This window comes from Dysgonomonas sp. UBA7710, from assembly GCF_002482385.1.
In the GTDB taxonomy this organism is placed as follows: domain Bacteria; phylum Bacteroidota; class Bacteroidia; order Bacteroidales; family Dysgonomonadaceae; genus Dysgonomonas.
Window position 1 is genome coordinate 91,540 of sequence record NZ_DLFW01000018.1, and the last position, 22,571, is coordinate 114,110.

Sequence of the window (22,571 nt, forward strand, 5' to 3'; positions counted from 1 at the left end):
CCTTTTTGTATGAGGTGGTTTTTTTGATTACCAGGCGAATAGTGGATATTCTTTCATAATTGAATTTACTTTCTCACGAACAGCCTTTACTGTCTGCCCGTTTTCCGGATTTGAAAGAACAGTATCTATCATTTCCACGATCTCAGCCATCAGCGGTTCTTTTGCACCGCGTGTAGTGATGGCAGGTGTTCCGAAACGAAGCCCCGAAGTAAGGAAAGGACTACGGCTATCGAACGGAACCATATTCTTATTCGTTGTGATATCCGCTTCTACAAGCGCTTTTTCAGCCAGCTTACCGGTCAGCTCGGGGAATTTAGGACGAAGGTCTATTAGCATAGAGTGATTATCCGTACCACCCGATACTACCTTATAGCCTTTATCTATAAATGCCTGAGCCATAGCGGCAGCGTTTTTCTTCACCTGTGTCTGATATACTTTATATGAAGGGTCGAGTGCTTCTGCAAACGAAACGGCTTTAGCGGCAATAACGTGTTCCAGCGGGCCTCCCTGTATTCCCGGGAATACGGCAGAGTCCAGCAAAGCGGACATCATACGCACTTCGCCTTTAGGCGTTTTCTTACCCCATGGGTTTTCAAAATCTTTACCCAGCATGATTGCTCCCCCACGAGGCCCACGAAGAGTCTTGTGAGTGGTGGTAGTCACTATATGGGCATGAGGCAGCGGATTATTCAGTAATCCGGCGGCAACAAGCCCGGCAGGATGTGCCATATCTACCATAAAGATTGCGCCTACTTCATCAGCTATTTTACGGATTCGCGCATAATCCCAGTCGCGGGAATAAGCCGAAGCTCCGGCGATGATTACTTTCGGTTTTTCGGTACGCGCAACCTGCTCCATTTGTTCGTAGTCTACCTGTTCCGTATCCTGACGCACATTGTATTCAAGGGCGTGGAACATCAGTCCGGAAAAGTTTACGGGTGAACCGTGCGAAAGGTGACCTCCATGTGACAGGTTCAGTCCCAGAAACTTATCTCCGGCCTGCATACAGGCAAGAAAAACAGCCGCATTGGCCTGCGCTCCCGAGTGAGGTTGTACATTCGCCCATTCCGCGCCGAATATTTCTTTTAAACGGTCGATGGCAAGTTGTTCACTAAGGTCTACAATTTCACATCCCCCATAATATCTTTTCCCCGGATAGCCTTCCGCATATTTGTTGGTAAGGCATGAACCCATAGCCTCCATTACCTGTTGGCTGACAAAGTTTTCCGATGCGATCAGTTCGATTCCTTTCAGTTGTCGTTGATACTCTCTTTCGATAATATCAAAAATGGCTGTGTCTCTTTTCATAAGCAAATGAAATTTTTATGAGGTGAAAAAATTAAGGTCGCAGACCTGTTTATATTTTTGTTAGCGCGGGAATAATTCCGAAATAATTCCCGTAATTATGGTTTATAGTTTTTTACGATCACAAAGGTAACAAAGGTTACACAAAAAACAATTAATAATTAATAATGAAAAATTAATAATCAGCTTTTATCAATTAACAGAGACCAATGACTTATTACTTAAAACTCATTACTTGCTAAAAGGTAACAAAGGTAACACTTGATTCAGTTAACAGTCAACAGTTAGCAGTTAACAACTTGTATCCCGTTTCTTATCTACCCGTAACTTGTAACTTTCTCAAAAGGTAACAAAGGTTACATTTTTTTCTCTATTTTCTATCTGCCAACTTTTACCCTCTCCCAAAGGGGTAGGGCTGTTAAGTTCTGATTTTTATAGCCTCTGTGTCATGTTGAACGGAGTGAAACATCTCGTTCCTCAGGGTCGGGATCTTTCGTTACACTCAGGATGACAGCAGAAAATAACGGAGCAAAGTAGAGAACTTAACAGCCTTGCCCCATAGGGAGGTTGGAGGGGACGATCAATACTTCAAAGAGCTATACATAGATAAATTTCCTGTGAATAATCACATCCTAGTCCGTATCTTTCGACATAGCGCTGGGTGCAATACCAAAATGTTTGGTAAAACAACGGGTAAAATATTTCGGATCATTAAAGCCTACTTCATAAGCTATTTCCGAAATAGTTTTGTTGCCTTTACTTTTCAGAATCAATTCTCTGGCAATAGATAGCCGGAAATCACGGATAAAGTGGCTCGGGGGTTGCCCCGTAAGCATTTGCATCTTTTTATTGAGCAGGCTTTTACTTACCCCCATATCATTGACAAAGTCGCTCACGTCATACTCTGTATTTGTATAATTCTCTTTTATGATTTCCATTGCTTTCTTGAGAAACTTTTCGTCGTTCGAGTCTTCTGTGATATTCAGTTCTTCCACATTCATATACAGACTGAATTTACGTTGATATAGTTTGCGTATTTCCAGGATATTATTGATTCTTGTAAGTAGTAATTCTTCATCAAAAGGCTTGGTGAGAAATTCGTCTGCACCCATTTTATAGCTGCCGATCCGGGTTTCGATTGACGTTTTTGCTGTTAACATCAGAAATGGAATATGGGAAGTAGATAAGTCGGACTTAACCTTCTGTGATAATTCGAGCCCGTCCATAACAGGCATCATGAGGTCGCTGATGATAAAATCTATAGATGTTGCTTTCAATATCTTTAATGCTTCCACCCCGTTTTCGGCTTCTACTACTTTATAATAATCGGATAATATGGAACTGATATATTTACGCATGTCCGTATTATCCTCTACAACAAGTATTGTCAATCGTTGCTCTTTTTGCTCTGTTGCAGGAGTATATTCCCTGTTGTCGGCTACGGGAGGGATATAATTTTCTGCGAATAACTGTTGCTCAGCAGCAGACGCGGGAATGAGAGGCAATAGTATCCGGAACGATGCTCCCTTTGTATGGTTGTTCTTGGCTACAATGCTTCCTTCGAGCAAGTTGACAATGTTTTTGCACAGATAGAGCCCTATGCCTGTACCACTTTGTCCGTAAATGGGGTATTTGGTACGTGCATCCGACTGGTAAAAGCGGTTAAAAATACGGTTGAGGTCTTCATCCTTAATTCCTATACCCGAATCTCGTACACAGATATATAATTTATCTTCTCCGTTACTTCCTGTAATAGAACTTACATACAAGGTTGCATTGCCATTGTCAGGGGTAAATTTGATGGAGTTGGCCAGCAGGTTGGTAACTAGTTTCCGTATGGCTTCTTCGTCAAACATTATACGGGGTTGTGGCATCCTGTACACTCTTCTTATTTTTATGCCTCGCTCATTTGCAAACGATTCGAATGGTATCAGGAGTTCATCAAGGAAATTAATGAGATTCCCCGCAGTCGGATTTACACTCATGCTGTCCGATTCTACTTTCCTGAAGTCCATCAGTTGATTGACCAGCGAGAGGAGATGTTTCGAATTACGAGACACATATTGTAATTGTTCCACCACTTTAGGATTGGTACTCAACTTTAAAGCCCTTTCTATAGGTCCTATAATAAGAGTAATAGGTGTGCGGAATTCATGGGTGATATTCGTAAAGAAAGACATTCTGTCGGCCATGGCTTCTTGTACTTTTTTCGACATTCCTATCAATTGTTTCCGTTGATAAGAGATTTTCTCATTCTGGTCTACAAGGATGGTATTCTGTAATTTTAGTTCTACCGCCTGTTCTTCCAGCAGTTTTTTCTGCTTTTCGAGTGCATGTGTCCGTTCCTCTACCTTTATATGTAATATTTCGCGTTGTTTCTTTAATGAATTTATACGCCATTTATACAACTGGATACCCAGTACCAGCAGTAATATAATGCATAAGCTGATAAACCATACTGTTTTATAGAAAAACGGATGGACTTCTATTTCCAGTTCTGTTATGTTTTCAGACCAGTCCGAGGCTTTGGTCATGCACCTTACCTGAAGTTTGTAAGTGCCGGGGCTGAGATTTGTATAACTTACAAAGCGGCGGTTAGAAGGTACGTCTATCCATTTGTCGTCAAACCCTAAAAGCCTGTATGAATAGGCTACAGTCGACGGGTTATCATAATCGAGAGCCGAGAATTCTATCGAGAAAGATTTATCCTGTTCATGCAGGTCAAGCCTTTTTGCATAGCTGATATCCTCTCTTATGTAATTGCCGCTATTGTACCATACAGTCTGATTTAGTATTTGCAGTTTGGTAAATGTTACACTTCTCTGCTCTTTCGATGCATAACGGGAATTACCTTGTAGTTCGGTGAGCCCTGTCATACTCCCGAAATACAGGTTTTTGCTGACAGGTGATTTAAAAGAGGCATTCCAGTAAAACTGATGATTGGCAAGTCCGTCGTCTTTGGTATAGTTTACAAATCTTTCAGTCTGCGGATTGAATGATGACATGCCCCGTCCCGTACTTATCCAGAGAAGCCCCTGTTCGTCTTCGAGTATTCCGAATACGGCATTGTTAACCAAACCTTGTACCATAGTATATGTGCGGGTGACATATTTGCCGTTTATTTCTTCTATTTTGCATATTCCATATCCGTTACTGCCTACCCATATTGTATTGTCGTGTGTCTGAAAGATGCATGTAATATTTTTCAGAAACAGTTTGTTGACTTCCTGTTCATTCAGAGAAACAAACCGTGCTGCGAATTTTTTAGCCGGCTTATCATATGTGTTGAGGTCTACTTGTATCAAACCTTCGGAGCAGCCCAGCCAGAGCCTGTTTTTTGTATCTATGGCACTGCCCAGTGTTCCCCATATATTTTGGTTCATATTGTCGGGTAATGGACTTATGAGGTTGTTATTCTGTATGTCATACCAATAGATCGCCCTGTTGGTTCCTATCCACATTCCATTATTCACAGGGTCATATTTGAGGATTCCAATAAAACTGGAATTGGGTGTTATATATTTATAGGATACGGTTGGGAGTTTGTTTTCATTCAGAATGCTTATTGCCCCGCCCCAGGTCCCTATCCATAAATTTCCCTCGTTATCCTCTTCCAGTACACTTACGGTATTATGACTGAGTAATCCCGGACCGGCCATATAGTGAGTAAAAGATGATTCCCCTTTTTTCATCAGGTTCAAACCTCCTTCCACGCTTCCTACCCATAAGTTGCCATTACGGGTTTCCAGAATCGCGTTGACAGGGTTAGGCGATATACTGCCCTTATCGGAATTGCTATGAATATAATTTTTTACGGCCAGTTTGCGTAAAGTCATTTTATTGATACCTCCCGATTCTGTTCCTATCCAGAGATTATCGCCATCAGCAAGCAGACAATTTATAAAGTCACTGTTTAGTGATTCTGCGGTACTATTGTGAGTGATATGCTCGAATCCGTCAGTAACAGGATTATAAATGTTTAACCCCCTAAGCGTTCCTGCTATGATAGACCCGTTTACAATGTTTAGGTCTGTAACCATATTCTGAGAAATGGAATATTGGTTCAGAGCATTATGAAGGTAATGTGCCGGAGGCTGATTTATATCATTGTATCTGAACAGTCCGTCTTCTGTGGTCATCCATATTGTGTTATCCTTTTTCAGAATACTTGAGATAAAAAGATTGGGTGATATGCTGAAATGTGTGGAAACGAGTTGTAAATTCAGCTTTTCACTTTGGCCTTCCGTTATTTTATAGACAGCACCGTCGTTTCCGGCCCATATTTCATTGTCTATTTCACTGATGCAGGTAAATCTATAAGGAGAGCCTTTTTGCACGGTTGTGTATATGCGCTGTATATTTCCTTTGGCATCGAATTCCAGTTTGTACATGTTTTCCGTCGAAACCACCCATATACCACCTTTCCTGTCTTTAAATATTGTAATAGCCGGGGTATCTAATACAGTATCGAGTAAATTATCTTTGTGCGAAATAGTCGCCTTCTTCATGGTTTTGAGATCTATAATGTCTATACCATTATTGGATGTTGTCCATAATCGGTTGAAATTGTCTTCCACTACCTTCCGTATAAAATTACTTTTAAGAAAGAGAGGAGAACTGTTTACATTGAAATTTATGAATTCGTAACCATCATATCGCGACAAGCCCCCTCCCTGAGTAGCCACCCAGATAAATCCGTGACTGTCCTTGAATATGTCATCTACAAAATTTACAGGAAGTCCTTCATCTATGCTGATGGTACTGAATATGTATTTTGATGATATATTATTTTGTCCGTTAGCTGTCGGTATGAATAATAAAAATAGAATGATACTGCTTATAATTATAAGTGTATTTTTCATAATAACTGATTTTTGGTTGAGTAAAGTTAGTAATAAAAATTAAAAAATGTATTTTTTACACTTAAATACTGTTTTGTCCACCTTTAATATTTTTTTGTCCACCATTCTTAGCTCTGCACATGTATATATTTGTCAAAGAAATAAAGGCGAGTGATTAAAAGTTAACCTGATTCCAACCAGAGAATCTTTCTTCTTTGAGAAATAAAGTATTAAAAACCATGAAAATATTAAAACTTATCTTTCTTTTTTGCATTGTCGTGTCTAATATACATGGATCGGTACAGGACTCGATTTTCCGGATAACCGGCAATCCTGTTTTTACTCATAAATACACAGCCGATCCTGCAGCGCTGGTACATAACGACAGACTATACATATATGCGGGCCACGACGAATGTCCCCCTCCCCATAATCATTATGAACTGAATGAGTGGCTTGTATTCTCGTCGGATGATATGGTAAACTGGACAGAACACGCAGTCCCGCTGCGGGCAAAAGATTTTGCATGGGCAAAAGGTGAAGCGTGGGCTTCACAGGTTATCGGGCGCGACGGTAAATTTTATTGGTATGTAACCGTAGAGCATGGTACTATACCCGGCAAGTCTATAGGTGTGGCGGTCGCTGACAATCCGCTCGGGCCGTTTAAGGATGCCAGAGGTTCAGCGCTGATAACTAACGATATGACTACAGCCTACACCTCGATAGGATGGGACGATATAGACCCTACGGTATGGATCGACGATGATGGCCAGGCATACTTGTTCTGGGGGAACACACAATGCTACTATGCAAAACTGAAGGAAAACATGATTGAACTGGATAGCCCGGTAATGACTGTCGATTTGCCAAACTTTACAGAAGCGCCATGGATACACAAATACAACGGATGGTATTACCTGTCATACGCACAGTACTTTCCCGAAAAACTGGGATATGCTATGAGCCGGAATATAAACGGACCTTGGGAGTATAAAGGCATACTGAATGAGATAGCAGGCAATTCCAATACCAATCATCAGGCAATAATCGAATTTAAAGGGCAGTGGTATTTCATATATCACAACGGGGCAATACCGACACAAGGAGGGAGTTTCCGCCGTTCGGTCTGTATCGATCGTCTGTATTATAATGAAGATAATACTATAAAACGGATACAAATGACATCAGAAGGGGTTTTAGGCGTTAAATAAGGTGGTGAGGATAAAGCCTGTATGGGCTTGTCCTCACTTTTGGATACCTCTCCTTTCTAAAAAACTAATAAATCACAACTTATAACTTATCATGAAAAAAAATCTACTGTTTTATTTATCTCTTTTTGTTTGTATAACGGTATTCTCACAGCAAAAGGCGGAGATAGTCGTTAAAACGAATTCCGGAAAATACAAGATCGACAAACATATTTACGGTCATTTTTCTGAGCATCTCGGACGTTGTATTTATGATGGGCTCTGGGTAGGTGAGGATTCTCATATACCTAATGTGAACGGTGTGCGCAAGGATATTATCGATGCGTTAAAACATATTAAAATACCAAACCTTCGCTGGCCGGGAGGATGCTTTGCCGACGAGTATCACTGGATGGACGGAATAGGTGCAAGAGCAGACCGCCCTAAAATGGTGAATACTCACTGGGGTGGGATAGTAGAAGACAATAGTTTTGGTACGCACGAATTCCTTAATCTGTGTGAAGCACTGGGAACAGAACCATATATCTGTGGAAATATGGGAAGCGGCACGGTAGAAGAAATGTCTAAATGGGTGGAGTATATCACTTTTGACGGGGAGAGCCCTATGTCGAACCTTCGTAAGAAGAACGGACGCGAGAAACCATGGAAAGTAACTCTGTGGGGCGTTGGTAATGAAAACTGGGGCTGCGGAGGAAATATGACTCCGGAAGGCTATGCCGAAAATTACCGCAGGTATGCTACTTATTGCCGCAACTACGGTGAAAACAGATTGTACAAAGTTGCCGGAGGCCCTAATGTAGACGATTACCGCTGGATGGAAGTGATGATGAAAAACATACCGCATCACATGATGTCGGGTGTATCGGTTCACAATTATACATTTACCTACAGATGGGAGGATAAAGGAAACGCGCTTGGCTTCAATGAAGATGAGTACTTCTCGTTACTGGAGCATGGTATGCGTATGGACGAGATAGTGACAAAACATGCTGCCATAATGGATAAATACGATCCTGAGAAGAAAATAGCCATGATAGTAGACGAATGGGGTGCATGGTACAATGTGGAGCCGGGAACAAATCCGGGATTCCTGTATCAGCAAAATACCCTGCGCGACGCTTTACTGGCAGGAACTATTCTGAACATTTTTCACAAGCATGCCGACAGGGTGCGTATCGCTAATATTGCACAGTTGGTCAACGTGCTACAGGCCTTGTTCCTTACAGAAGGTGATAAAATGTTGCTGACTCCTACTTACCATGTATTTGATATGTATAAAGTACATCAGGATGCAACCATGCTACCGCTCGATATTATAAGTCCTTCATACAGCCGTCTGGGTAAGGAAATCAATTCGGTATCGACTTCGGCATCGAAAGATAGCAACGGAAAAATACATGTATCAATTGTGAATATCGATCCTAACCAATCGGTGGATATAACATGTACTATTAAAGACCTGAAAAACGGCCGTTTCGTTTCAGGTAATATAATTACTGCACCCAAAACAGATTCTCACAATACATTCGAAAAGCCAAACGAAGTAGAGTTGAAGGATTTCAAAGATGCAGCGGTGAAGAATGATGTATTAACGGTGAAGATTCCGGCTAAGTCAGTGGTAACAATAGAATTGAATTAACTCACAAACTTGCGGTTAAATTAACTATGAAAACAATTTTCAATATCCTGCTTTTAGGATGCTGTACTTTCATTGTATCCTGTGCTCAGAAACCGTTTGAGCCGAAAGCCAATGTTAATCCGTGGGTTGACGATTATTCCGGCATCTCCCGGATGAAGGATTATAAACAATGGGGTACCTACAATGTACACGATCCGTCGTGCCTGCTGATAGGGGATACATATTATATGTATTCTACCGACGCTATTTATAAAGAAGACAGCGCGGCAATGAAGAAAGATAATCTGCCTTTTGGTTATATACAAGTCCGTAAATCGAAAGATCTTGTCAACTGGGAATTTTCCGGATGGGCCTTTAAGGAAATTCCACAGGAAGCCAAAGACTGGGTTTTGAATAATAACAACGGTAAAGGCGCAACCAATATATGGGCACCCTACATTGTAGAATATAAAGGGAAATACCGCTTATATTACAGCGTTTCGGCTTTTGCCAAACAGGTGTCTTATATAGGTATGGCTGAATCCGTATCGCCCGAAGGCCCCTGGGAACTAAAAGGCTGTGTGGTGAAAACGAAGACAGGCGATGTAATGAATGCCATCGATCCGAGTATTGTTACCAATCTTGAAAATGGGGAGCAATGGATGCATTACGGCTCTTATTTCGGCGGGCTGCATTGCGTGCAACTGAATCCCGAAACAGGACTTACGCTTAACGACGGGGATCAGGGACATCTTACCGCCCGTCGTTTCGACGGTAAGAAGAACAATATAGAAGCACCGGAAATAATCTATAACCCCGGGCTGAAGAAATACTTCCTGTTTGTTTCCTATGACCCGTTAATGACCACTTATAACGTGCGTGTAGGCCGCTCCGATAAGCCCGAAGGCCCTTTCACGGATTTCTTCGGAGTTGATATGCGCGAAGAGACAGATAACTTCCCTATACTGACTTATCCTTATCAGTTCCGCAACCATATAGGCTGGGCCGGCACTGCTCATTGCTGTGTATTCACGGATAAAAACGGGCAATATTATATGGCTCATCAGGCACGCCTGCGTCCCGAAAACCATATGATGGATCTTCATGTCAGGGATATGTACTGGACTGCCGACGGCTGGCCGGTAGTGTCTCCTCAAAGATATGCGGCTACCCCGCAACAGAAAATACAGGAGGACGATCTTGTAGGCGACTGGGAAATGCTTGTTATACAAGGCGATGCGCCTGCCCGCGACTTGTTTGCGGGACAAGTATTGTGGGGTGAAAACCATCTTAAAGAAGGGGAAGAAAACAGATCCGATGTAATTACGTTAAATAAAGATTTGTCACTGAGTGGCGGTTTGTCAGGAAAGTGGTCTTTCGATAGGAATGGTGTATTGAGTTTCAGTATATCGGATTCTGTCAGCAATCTACAGGTGTTTATGGGACAGGACTGGGAAAACCAGACTCAGACTATTTTGTTTACGGGACTCAATTCCAAAGGATATTCCATTTGGGGAAAAAGAATAAAATAAGAAATAAAAATTAGAAAAATAATCTTACGCCTTTGTGACTTTAAATCTATTGAAAAACAGTAATATACTGTGTTAACCGAAATGTTTTCTGAGCAGTATATACTGCGCAAAAAAGAATTATTAATCATTAATCTAAGTTATATGCAAAAAGTAAAAAAATGGGCGCCGTTGATTATGGCAGCATTTACAATCCTTTTGTGTGCTTCATGTCAGGATTGGGGTGAAACAGATCCCCCTTCAGGCAATCAGGTTTATCCTAAACTGGAAAAGATAGTTACTTATTCCTTCGAGGAGGAAATTGACCCTGCAATTATTCAACTCTATGCTTATAGTGATGGAAACACGCCCGCGCTGGCAAACGATGAAGAACGCAAGAGTAGTGTGCTTCATCTGAATGGTGGATATGCACATATTAATAATCCGCTCAACAGTGTGAAAGTTCAAAATGGAGTTTCACTCACTTTCTGGATGAAACAAGCTGTTCAGACAGGTGAAAATTCCGCGCAGGATTTGGAAGGAGCGCTTTTCTCTTTTCAAAACGAAAATGGCACGCAGAAATTCTTTTTCACAGCCAATGGTTGGTTAAGTTATGATGGCGTTGACGGAAAATACGAGGACAACAATCCTTCAGGGTATAAAACCGGATTGCTGACAGCCGGTGAATGGCATTACGTCGCTATGACAATCCGTGATAACGGATATGTTGTATATGTAGACGGACAAAAGAAAATAGATAAGGAAGTCACCGGATTTGATTTCTCTAAAATCGTTCAGTTCATGGCTTCCGTACCTTCTTTATATCTGGGTTATGGCTCAGGCGCTGAAACTCAGGAATGGATGCTGGACGACCTCACTATCTACCGTAATCAGATTACCGACAGTCAGATAAAAGTACCGGGAACAGGTGGTGAAGAGGAAGAAAATAATTACATCATTGTTGGTAACGAAGATATGTCTACCCCTTGGTGGTCGGCTTTCTCCGATCTTGTAACAATGCAGGGTGACCAGACTATGCATTTCGGTTTCTATAACTACACCAGTGGTACTGATAACTGGAAGAACTGGTTGGTGGTTCTCACCAATGGAAAGAATAGGGATGAAGCCGGTTATGCGGAATATTTCGTATTGCGTGCCGATGCTTACGGATGGGGAGATAGCAAGTATGTAGGAGGTAATATATCTCATAACTTTAATTTTGATGATGGCAGCTTTGTCAATGATATGAAAGGCGCTTATGTAGATCTGACTATCAAACGTACAGGCAACCGGATAGATATTAAGGCTGTAGTTACCTCAACCGCGGGTACAGTATATAATTATACCTTCTTCTATGAGGGAAGTCTTGCTGATAATATCGGTGCATTCCTGACCTGTGAAGGCTCATATCTGGCAATCGATCCCGAAACGGTATATGTAGGCCAGCAATATGCACCGGATACCTATCTGGTTGGTCCGGCAGATTTAAGCGCGGGCTGGTGGTCGTATTTCTCCAATTTCTCCCTGATTAAGACTAATCCTTTTGTTTATACATTTATCAACAATACCAGTGGTGCCGCAAACTGGAACAACTGGCTACTGGTTGTTACCAATGGTAAAGACAGAGGTGAAGCCGGCTATGCGGAATATTTCGTATTACGGGCCGATGCTTTCGGATGGGGAGACGGCAACTATGCAGGAGGCAATATCTCTGCAAGTTATGATTGGGATAGTTTTACCACGCAAATGAAAGGAGCATATTGTATGATAATACTGAGACGCAGTGGTGACCGTCTGGATATGACAGCTAAAGTAACGACAGCCAATGGAGAGAAGCTGGGTGACTATACATTCTTCTATGAGGGAATTACAACTACCGATGTCGGCGCATTCCTTACTGTAGAGGGAGCCAGCCTGAATATGCGTACGGTAGGATACTATCCGTTCCTGAATGCTGCTGAATAATAAATCAATAAAATACTGTATATGAAAAATAAACGGACAAATGGAAAAGCACCGTGGAGCAATTTGCTCCTGCGGTTGCTGCCAATACTTGTTTTGATGCTGGTTGGACAAAATGCATGGGCGCAGTCCAGACAGGTGACAGGTGTCGTAAAAGATATTACCGGAGAGACTGTTATCGGTGCCAGTGTCGTTGAAAAAGGAACTACTAATGGTACAATTACGGATGATGATGGCAGCTTTAGCCTGAGAGTAAGCAGTGATAATGCTATATTGGTGATATCATTCATCGGTTTTCAGGCTCAGGAAATTAGTGTAAAAGGCAAGACGATAATAAATGTGACAATGAGGGAAGACTCCGAATTGTTGAGTGAAGTTGTCGTAGTCGGCTATGGATCACAGAAAAAAGAGAGTGTTATAGGTGCTATTTCGCAGTTAAATACTAAAGATATACTTCAGTCGCCTTCTGCTAACGTTTCACAAGCCATTGCCGGTAAGATTAGCGGTGTTGTCACTTCGCAGACTTCGGGTGCGCCGGGTGCGGATGATACGCAAATCTATATCCGCGGACGTGCTACCTTTGCGGGCGATGCACAGCCGCTTATCCTTGTGGATGGTATTGAACGTCCGTTCTCACAAATTGCACCGGATGATATCGAAACTATTTCCGTGCTGAAAGATGCCTCTGCCACAGCCGTATACGGTGTGCGCGGTGCAAATGGTGTTATGTTGATTACTACCAAAAGAGGTAAGGAGCAAAAACCGGAAGTAAGTTTGACTGCTAACTGGCAGATACAAAGCCCTACACGCAAAAATACTTATCTGAACTCTTATGAGTCGGTGACATTACTCGAAGAAGCGTTGGCCAATGACGGGCTACCCTCTCAGTTCTCTGCCAGCGATATTGAAATGTACCGTAAATCGAGTGCCGGTCAATTGAATGGATTGGATGCCATGCTTTATCCAAATGTAGACTGGTATGACGAAGTATTGAAAAGTACAGCTCCCGCACAGCGTTACAATGTAAGTGTACGTGGAGGTACCAAGCGCATGCGTTACTACGCATCAGGCGAGTTTTACGATCAGTCGTCTTTGGTTAAGAATTTAAGTAACAATGTATATGGTAATAGCTCAAGCCCTCATTACCGCCGTTACTCTTTCCGGGCCAATACCGACTTCTTTCTGACCAGGGATTTGACTTTTTCGGTAAATTTCGGTACCCGTTTCGAAGAACGTAAAGGTTCCAATACCGAAGAACGGAATGATTATAGCGAAACATTTTACGAACTGAATCATACTCCGGGCTGGCTCTTCCCTGTATCATATACGGTACAGAACGGTGAAGATACCAAAACCCTTTATGGAGGAAGCTCACAGTACCAGAACAACATAGTAGCCGCACTGGCCGAGGGTGGTTACTACCGTGCGGTAAATACCATCAACGAAACCAATTTTATCGTCGACTATAAACTGGGCTGGCTGACCGAAGGATTGAGCGCCAAAGCAATGCTTTCGTTCGACTATGAAAATTACCATACGAATCTTTATTCCGCAGGGTTTGCTACTTACGAGCTGAACGACCGCGACAACTATACATCTATCGATGCTTATAATCAGTTTAATAAAGATACCGAATTGGCGTTTACAGAGGAAGGGAGTTTGAGAGACTCGCAAAAGTTTAAATCTATCTATAAACTCTACATGGAGGCTCAGTTGAATTATGCCCGCAAGTTCGGAAAGCATGATGTGACTGCCATGATGCTCTATATGCAGAATGACTATCGTTATAAGTCGGATCTGGCACAGCGTTACCAGGGTTTGGTGGGCCGCGTCACCTATGGTTATGACGATCGTTATCTTGCCGAATTTAATGCCGGATACAACGGTTCCGAAAACTTTATGCGTGGCAAACGCTTTGGCTTTTTCCCGTCTTTTTCATTAGGATGGCGTATTGCCAACGAAGAATTTATGAAGGGTACAGAGAATTGGTTGGATAACCTGAAGCTTCGTGCTTCTTACGGGCAGGTAGGTAATGATATATATCAGATCAACGGTGTAAGACAGCGTTTCTTATATGAACAAAAGTGGTCGCAGATCGCAAATGACTATTATTTCGGAACTACCGGGAAAAGTGGTGTCTACGAATCTCAGTATCCTAACTACGGCGTTACTTGGGAACGCGCGCACAAATACAACCTTGGACTTGAGTTTGGCTTGTTTGGCAGCAGGCTGAACGGCAATATAGATGTTTTCTATGAAAAACGTAACGATATATTGACAGAATACCTCATCCGTCCGCAGTGGGTAGGTGTTGCAATGGCTGCCGGGAATTTAGGTAAAACAAAGAATAGCGGTTACGAGCTTGAACTGAAATATAACGACCGTATAGGTAAAGATATTCATTATTCTGTCGGTCTGACATACTCTCATGCCCGTAATGAAATTCTTGATATGGATGAACCCAGCCTGAAAACCGAATACCGTAAACGGGAAGGTCATCCTATCAACCAATACTTCGGACTGATGTGTGACGGATTCGTTACACAAGCCGATATTGACAGTGGCGATCTTCCGGTTTCGACCTTTGGCAATGTGCAGGTCGGTGATTTGAAATATCGTGATATGAATGGAGACGGCTTTATTGACGAGAGGGATGAAACCTTTATCGGCAGAAGCGATATTCCTGAAAATATATATGCGCTGACATTGGGTATCAACTGGAAAAACTGGGGCTTCAGTGTTATGTTCCAGGGGGTTGATAATGTGAGCCGTTATTATGATGCTGAGGCCATGTTCGCTTTTGTAAACGGGGGTAAGGTGAAGGAGCATCACCTCGATCGCTGGAATCCGTCACAAAGTGAAGCCTATAATCTGGCAAATGCCAAATATCCATTATTGCACTATAATAATTATGGTGACCATAATCAGCGTCAAAACTCATTCTTCTTGAAAAACGGAGCATTTGTCCGCTTGAAGAATATCGAGTTAAGTTATACTCTGCCAACCAACTGGGCGCGGAAAGTAGGAATGAGCGACTGCCGGCTGTTCTTTAATGCCAATAACCTGATAACATGGGATGATCTGGATGGCCTGACCGACCCGGAAAGCAATGGATCTAACCGTTACCCGATTATGAAGACTCTGAATTTTGGTGTAAATATTAAATTCTGATAGAACATGAAGAAAACAATTATATATAGCTTATTTGCTGTGTGCATCGCTGCTTTCATACTGACTTCATGCGAGGACGCCTTCGGTGATTTTCTGGACAAGCAGCCCAGTAACGAACTGACGGAAGAGGAAGTGTTTAGCGACTGGGAGATGATGGTGAAATTCCACTATGATACTTATAATTTTTTACGCCACGGGGCTAGTCGTATTAAAGATTCCTGGTTGGATTCGGCTACGGATTTAGCAGAAACCAGTTATTCTACAGGTGGTGTGAGAACTACTTTTAATATTGGAAACTATTATGGTTCGGCTGGCGAAGCGGAACTTACAGGTACATGGGAACATTATTATCGTGCTATCCGTAAATGTAACATGATTATTACCCGTATCGAAAGTGTCCCGAAGGAGCCTTCTCTGAGCGATACTCAATACAAGCAGGATAAATTGAACTATACATCGGAAGCCCGTTTCCTGCGTGCCTATTTTTATTGGGAGTTGTTCCTGCGTTATGGGGCCATTCCAATTGTAACCGAAGTTCTCGATCCGGATGGTGATTTGCTGAGTAATTATATTAATCGCCCGACAGTGAAGGAGTATGTTGTAGACTTTATCTTGAAAGAACTGAAAGAATGCGAAGCCGGATTGCTGGTCTATGACGAAGCTTGGGATTCGAGTCAGGCCGGACGCATCGGCCAGCCTATGGCACGGGCCCTGTATTCACGCATAATGCTTTATATGGCTAGTCCGCGTTTCAGTACCGAATCGGGTATCACATGGCAGCAGGCCGCTGATGCAGCCAAAAGTTTTATTGATGATTACGGCGCGAACTTCAGTCTGTTTACGACTACTGATGCCGATGGGAATGCTTTGGGTGTGGAGGCTTATACCAATGCACTGTTGAGGACTGCCTATTCGGGAAATAACAAGGAAGTGATTTTTTATCGCAATGATGTAGTTATAAGGTGGGATGCGATCAAGAATGATACTCCTGTCGGCGAAGGTGGTAACGGAGGACTTTGTCCGTCGCAAAACTTAGTGGATATGTACGATATGGCAGATGGCTCTTCTCCTTTTGCTCAGTATGATAAAACAGGTGCTCCGGTATATACTAATAATACTCCGGCTATAAATACCGCCAGCGGATATGATGAAGCCAAACCTTGGGCGAACCGTGACCCGCGTCTGGCTGCAACCGTCCTCTGCAATGGAGTGAAGTGGGGTAATGGTACTATCAATGTGGTACTGGGCCAGAGGGACAATCCTATTGGTAATACGAATGCAACTCCGACAGGTTACTATGTGCGCAAGTATATTCCTGAAACTATCCTGAGCGCAGAACATTCTCAGAGCGCTTACCGCCTGTGGACTATCATACGTTACGCTGAAATCCTGCTCAACTATGCCGAAGCGTTGAACGAGGCGCAAGGCCCGGGAACGGAAGTATATAATATGCTCGATAAAATCCGTCACCGCGCAGGCATTAGCGGTAAGATAGCAGACCGTAGCGATTTGACGTCTTCTAAGGATAATATGCGCAACTTCATTCATAAAGAACGTACTGTGGAACTTGCTTTCGAGGAACATCGCGCATGGGATGTCCGCCGCTGGAATGTTGCTGTAGAAGCATTGTCGCGTCCTATCTATGGCGTAAATGTAAGTGCAGACGGAACCATTACGCGTAAGGTGGCCCAGAGCCGGGTGTTCGAGAACAAGATGTATCTCTATCCGATACCTGAAGGGGAAGTTTGGAAAACAGGAATTGAAAATAATCCGGGTTGGTAATCCTTAAATTGAATACATATGTATACAAGCATGAATAATATAAAAAACAAGTTGGCAGGAATAAGTAAATTCCTGTTGATGGGGGTACTGATATTCGTAACCTGCAATACTTGGGCACAAGAAGAACAGGTATTGAGAGGCCGTATCGTGGATTCCGAAGGCAAACCTATTGCCGGAGCTGTGGTAAATGTGGCGGAGCAGAGCCGCATAGCACTGTCCGGTGAAGATGGGTATTTCAGTCTGAAGAATGTAAAGCCGGACGATGAATTGTGTGTCAGCAGTATTGGTTATAAAAATGCTACCGGTACAGCCGAATTTAGCGGCGCTTTCCAAATTGTAATGGAACCGGATTTAGATGAATATTTACATACTATGCCTGTTCCTTTCGGCCGCAAGCCGAAGAAATTTATGACGGAAGCCACTTCGGTAGTAACTGGTGAAGAATTGCAAAAGCACCCTATTTCAGTGCTTCAGAATGCTTTCACTTCTACTCTTTCCGGAGTGGAAACCTACGAATGGTCGAGTGAGCCGGGATGGACGGAAACAACCATGTATGTCCGCGGCTTGCGTACAATGAATAAGAATGCCCGTAGTCCGCTGATAATTGTAGATAATGTAGAACGTGACCTCTCATTTCTGGATGCGTTTCCTATCGAGAATATCACTGTCCTGAAAGATGCCGCAGCGACAGCTATTTACGGTATGCGTGGAGCTAATGGAGTGATTATGGTGATGACCAAACGTGGTTTAGCAGGAAAAACGAAGATAGACTTTACACAGGAAATAGGTTTTCAGATGCTGAGCAATAAGTTTGAAACACAGAACTCTTACAATATGGCGCTGACCCGCAATCAGGTGAGATATCTCGATGGCCTTGACCCTATGTACACAAATGCTCAGGTAGAGATGTACCGCCGTGTATCATCAGGTGAGAAGCTGACAGGTATCGACCAGTACAAGTATTTCAATACAAACTGGTTTGAAGAACTGTATCGCGAAACAGCTCCGTTATATAAGACCAATATGCAGATCAGTGGCGGTAATGCCCGTGCACGTTATTATGTATCGTTCTCTTATCTTCGTCAGGAGGGTATGTGGAATGACAAATGGACGGGCTATAACGAAGGTTATAATACTTCTCATACGCTGAACCGCTATAACCTGCGCTCGAATCTGGATATAGATGTGAATAAGTATTTGAACGTATCATTGGATTTAGGGGGACGTATCGATAATATTACGCAACCCACAACAGGTGTATTCAGCCTCGTGACCTTCGGTGCGGTGGAAGCCAATCCTATGGAACCGATATATACTCCGGGAGGACAGATATATTCATCCAATACGGCTAATAACCCGGCACGATTGCTGGCTTCATCAGGTCAGGAAAAGAACCGTCGCCGTAACCTGTATTCGACCGTAAATGTGACAGGCGATCTGGGAGAACTGGTTCCCGGCCTGAAAGCAAATGCAATGGTGAGTTTCGATGCTTACGACGTATTTGAATCTACACAGACCAATAGTATCAATTCTTACTATTACGATTATTCAAATGCTTCGGTTACCGATCCGTCAGAGTTTACCCTGTCAAAAATGACCTCTTACTCGGCCTTGTCGGACCCGACGGCTAACGAACGCGGTAACTATTACAATCTCAATTTCAATGCAGGATTTTCTTACGATAAGACTTTTGGTAAACACAATGTCGGAGCACGAGCCTTCTTCCGTACCTATCAGAATGCAGTGAACCGGATTGAGAGTACCAACTATGCCAATCAGTCTTCCAACCGTTTCATGTCCTACAACGGACAGGCTACTTATGTGTATGACAGCAGGTATATTTTCTCAGGTAACCTTTCTCATATGGGTTGTGACAATTTTGCTCCTGACGATCGTTGGGGTACTTTCTGGGGAACATCCATCGGTTGGGTAGCCTCGGAAGAATCATGGCTGAAAAACAAGAATATTAATTTGCTGAAGCTCCGCGCATCATATGGTACTTCCGGGCAGTCTACCACAGGAGCCAACCGTTATCCATATCAAAGCACTTATGGCTCAGGTACCGGTTATAACTTTGGTACTTCCAGTTCAAGCATCGGTGGTATTTATGAAAGTCTGGCAGGCAGCAATAACAACAAGTGGGAACTTTCTGAAATGCTAAATGTGGGCCTAGACTTCGATTTCTGGAATAAGAAGCTTTACGGTTCGTTCGATGCATTCAAAGAGTGGCGTTCGAATATTCTGATAGACCGTTCTACTATCCCTAGTATAGTAGGTGTGTCGGTGGCTCAGGACTCTTACGGAAAAGTTGAATCCAAAGGATTCGAATTATCTATTGGTCATCGTGGTAATATAGGTAAGGTGAATTATTTTGTCGAAGGTATGCTGTCTTACAATACCAATAAGATTACCGAAATGGATGAGACAGAGCCGAATGTGCCTTGGCAGCGCAAAACAGGTGACCGTATCCGTGATTATACTTCAGTTGCGGAACTTTACGAAATACCGTTTAATAACAGTATCGGAGGCTGGAATATTTACAAATTTGAGGGTTGGGCAAGCGATCCAAACCTGATTGCCTCCAGTCAGCAGGATGCTATAGATAATCCGGAGAAATATCCGTACAATACGGCTTCGAATGGTTCTCAACAATTAGGTACTGCCGTATTTAAAGATTTGAACGGCGACCGTCAGATTGACTCTAATGATATGGTTCCCGATACTTATACCATTATTCCGGAATTGATTCCATCTATGACTTTCGGTTTCGAATATGCAGGTTTCGATGCCCGTGCCATACTCACGGCTTACCTCAACCGTTCGGTATTCCTGTCTCCTGCTGTCAGCTATTCGGGCTGGAGTAACATGGGTACCCATGAAGTGACCAAGGCATGGGGATATTATAATGACGATCCTACCGATCCGCGTAACATCAACGCTACTTATCCGCGTCCTACTTATGGCGGATTCAACGCTATTGACAGTGACCGCAGTACAGGCACATATCAGAATGATATATGGATCGTAAACGGGGATTACCTGTCGCTGCGGAATATCGAAGTCGGCTATTCCCTTCCTAAGAAGCTTATAGCTAAGGCTAACCTTACCAAATGCCGTATCTATTTCAGCGGATACAATTTATATACCTGGAGCCATTTGCCGAAAGGCCTGGACCCGGAGAAGCCGATGAGCTATTGCTGGTGGTATCCGAAAACCCGTTCGTTCTCATTTGGTATAAACATTGGCTTCTAAGTAAGGTAAAATATTTAAAGCATTGTTTTCAGACATAATATATTATTGCTATTATACATACAAAAGCAATAAAAAGGTCTGAGACCTTAATTCAAGAATAAACAAGGAATATAAAATGAAAAAGATTGCAATATATATAACCACAGTACTGTTGCTATTAAGTAATCATTCATGTAGTGATTATCTGGGCAAAGAAGTGGACTTGTCCCTGTCGGACGAACAGGTATTCAGTAGCTTTGAGAATACGCGGGGTTTCCTTGCAAATATTTATACTTATTTGCCTGATGCCTTCGCAGGATATAATAATGGACAATTTCTGGCCGCGTCGCGCGACTGTATGACCGACAATTCTTTGTCTTTCTGGGATGTGCATTATTATCATAGTGTACTTACCGACAGTTACTCGGCTGCAGATCATCCGTTTGCCAGGGATTTCTGGCCGAAGAACTTCAAAGGTATCCGGGCGGCAAACCAGTTTATGAAGAACGCCCGTTCGTCAGTGATTGGTAATTCGGAAAAAACAGGAGACGATAATCATCTGTACGATCGTAATATAGCCGAGGCACGTCTGCTTCGCGCTATCTTCCATTTCGACATAGCCTGCTGGTTTGGTGATGTACCTGTTATCGGCAATGATGAGAATGGAATACCTATCGTATTCGATCCGAGCGACACAGAGGCTATGAACAGGGCGCGTACGAACTGTGCGGACGCATTGAAATGGATTGCCGACGAGTGTGACGCCATAAAAAATCAATTACCGTACCGTTATAGCAATGAGGATGAAAACTGGGGCCGTGTGAATGGGGCCGCTGCTTATGCTTTAAAGTCAAGAGCTTTATTGTACAGGGCATCCGCGCTCCATAATCCGGACAATAAGGCTGAATACTGGCAGGAAGCTGCTACAGCAGCATTGGATTTAATTACAGAAAATGCGAAGCACAGTAACCGCTATAAGTTATATACGACAAGTGATAATAATCCGAATAAAAATTATTACGAATGTTTTGTGACCACTCCGTACTATAATGACGAATACATTCTGACCCGTTCGGTATGGAATACCTATCAGATAGAGTTGTTCCTGGCACCTTGCGGTTTCAGTGGTACAGCAAGTTCCACAGGACGTACCAATCCGACTCAGAATCTGGTAGATAGTTATGAAACCATCAATGGTCTGCCTATCGATCAGGACCCTACTTATAACGACCAGAATCCGTATGCGAACCGCGACCCGCGTCTGGAACAGACCATTCTGCACAACGGGTCCATCTGGGGTGATCCTTTGCAGGAAGAACAACGTGCAGTAGATGTATCATATCCTGACGGAAAAGACTATCAACAATTGCATGGCGGTACACTGACCGGATATTATACAAAGAAGTTCCTGAACAATATGTCGTTCAAAAGCCCTTCTACATACAACCATGCCTGTCCTATCTTCCGGTATGCAGAAATCTTGTTGAATGCGGCGGAAGCGATAAATGAGGCTTCGGGGCCCGATCAGGCTTATCAGTATGTAAATCAGGTGCGTGCCCGTGTAGGTATGCCGCCTTATAAAGGTATGACAAAGGAACAGCTTCGTGAGCGTATCCGTAACGAACGCCGCATAGAATTTTGTTTCGAAGACCATCGCTTCTTTGATGAGCGTCGCTGGAAATTGTTCGAGGGCCAGACTGTCAGCAGTGAAAAGAGCCTGCCGCGTTACAAGCAGGTGTACAATATTTATGGTGTAACTGTTACTCCTGAACTTTCAACCGTTTACACATACGGTGGAGCTCAGAAACATCCTACCCGAGCATTCAACAGCCCGAAAAACTATTACTTCCCGTTGCCTGATACAGAAGTGAAGAAGGCTCCGAATCTTAGGCAAAATCCGGGTTGGGAATTATCTGTGGCATCTGAATAGAAGGATATGTAAAGG

10 protein-coding genes are annotated in these 22,571 nt (G+C 42.9%); 8 read left to right on the forward strand and 2 right to left on the reverse strand.

Annotated elements, in window-relative coordinates; all coding sequences use genetic code 11:
- Positions 1–27: 27 nt before the first annotated feature.
- Both glyA and B3317_RS05785 read right to left on the reverse strand, forming a co-directional pair.
- Complete coding sequence (glyA, locus tag B3317_RS05780; RefSeq protein ID WP_291109527.1) at positions 28–1,308, reverse strand: serine hydroxymethyltransferase; 1,281 nt, start codon at positions 1,306–1,308, stop codon at positions 28–30.
- A gap of 629 nt (positions 1,309–1,937) precedes the next feature.
- Positions 1,938–6,167 carry a hybrid sensor histidine kinase/response regulator transcription factor gene (locus B3317_RS05785; protein WP_291109529.1) on the reverse strand — a complete coding sequence of 1,410 codons (4,230 nt, stop codon included), beginning with the start codon at positions 6,165–6,167 and terminating at the stop codon, positions 1,938–1,940.
- Between the two features lie 218 nt (positions 6,168–6,385).
- Between B3317_RS05785 and B3317_RS05790 the strand changes: the two genes are divergently transcribed.
- The 8 genes from B3317_RS05790 (at position 6,386) to B3317_RS05825 (ending at position 22,556) form a co-directional block, all read left to right on the forward strand.
- A complete protein-coding gene (locus B3317_RS05790) occupies positions 6,386–7,357 on the forward strand; it encodes a glycoside hydrolase family 43 protein (RefSeq protein WP_291109530.1) in 972 nt (323 codons plus the stop codon).
- A gap of 91 nt (positions 7,358–7,448) precedes the next feature.
- Positions 7,449–8,993 carry an alpha-N-arabinofuranosidase gene (locus B3317_RS05795; protein WP_291109531.1) on the forward strand — a complete coding sequence of 515 codons (1,545 nt, stop codon included), beginning with the start codon at positions 7,449–7,451 and terminating at the stop codon, positions 8,991–8,993.
- A 26-nt stretch (positions 8,994–9,019) separates the two neighbouring features.
- Positions 9,020–10,504: an arabinan endo-1,5-alpha-L-arabinosidase gene (locus B3317_RS05800; protein WP_291109533.1), complete on the forward strand. Its 1,485-nt coding sequence runs from the start codon at positions 9,020–9,022 to the stop codon at positions 10,502–10,504.
- A 141-nt stretch (positions 10,505–10,645) separates the two neighbouring features.
- A complete protein-coding gene (locus B3317_RS05805; protein ID WP_291109535.1) occupies positions 10,646–12,445 on the forward strand; it encodes a LamG-like jellyroll fold domain-containing protein in 1,800 nt (599 codons plus the stop codon).
- Positions 12,446–12,466: 21 nt separating this feature from the next.
- A complete protein-coding gene (locus tag B3317_RS05810) occupies positions 12,467–15,613 on the forward strand; it encodes a SusC/RagA family TonB-linked outer membrane protein (protein ID WP_291109537.1) in 3,147 nt (1,048 codons plus the stop codon).
- 6 nt (positions 15,614–15,619) lie between these two features.
- Complete coding sequence (locus B3317_RS05815) at positions 15,620–17,395, forward strand: RagB/SusD family nutrient uptake outer membrane protein (protein WP_291109539.1); 1,776 nt, start codon at positions 15,620–15,622, stop codon at positions 17,393–17,395.
- A gap of 30 nt (positions 17,396–17,425) precedes the next feature.
- On the forward strand, positions 17,426–20,647 hold the full coding sequence (locus tag B3317_RS05820) for a SusC/RagA family TonB-linked outer membrane protein (RefSeq protein WP_414647451.1): 3,222 nt from the start codon (positions 17,426–17,428) through the stop codon (positions 20,645–20,647).
- A gap of 115 nt (positions 20,648–20,762) precedes the next feature.
- On the forward strand, positions 20,763–22,556 hold the full coding sequence (locus B3317_RS05825) for a RagB/SusD family nutrient uptake outer membrane protein (protein WP_291109543.1): 1,794 nt from the start codon (positions 20,763–20,765) through the stop codon (positions 22,554–22,556).
- Positions 22,557–22,571 lie beyond the last annotated feature (15 nt).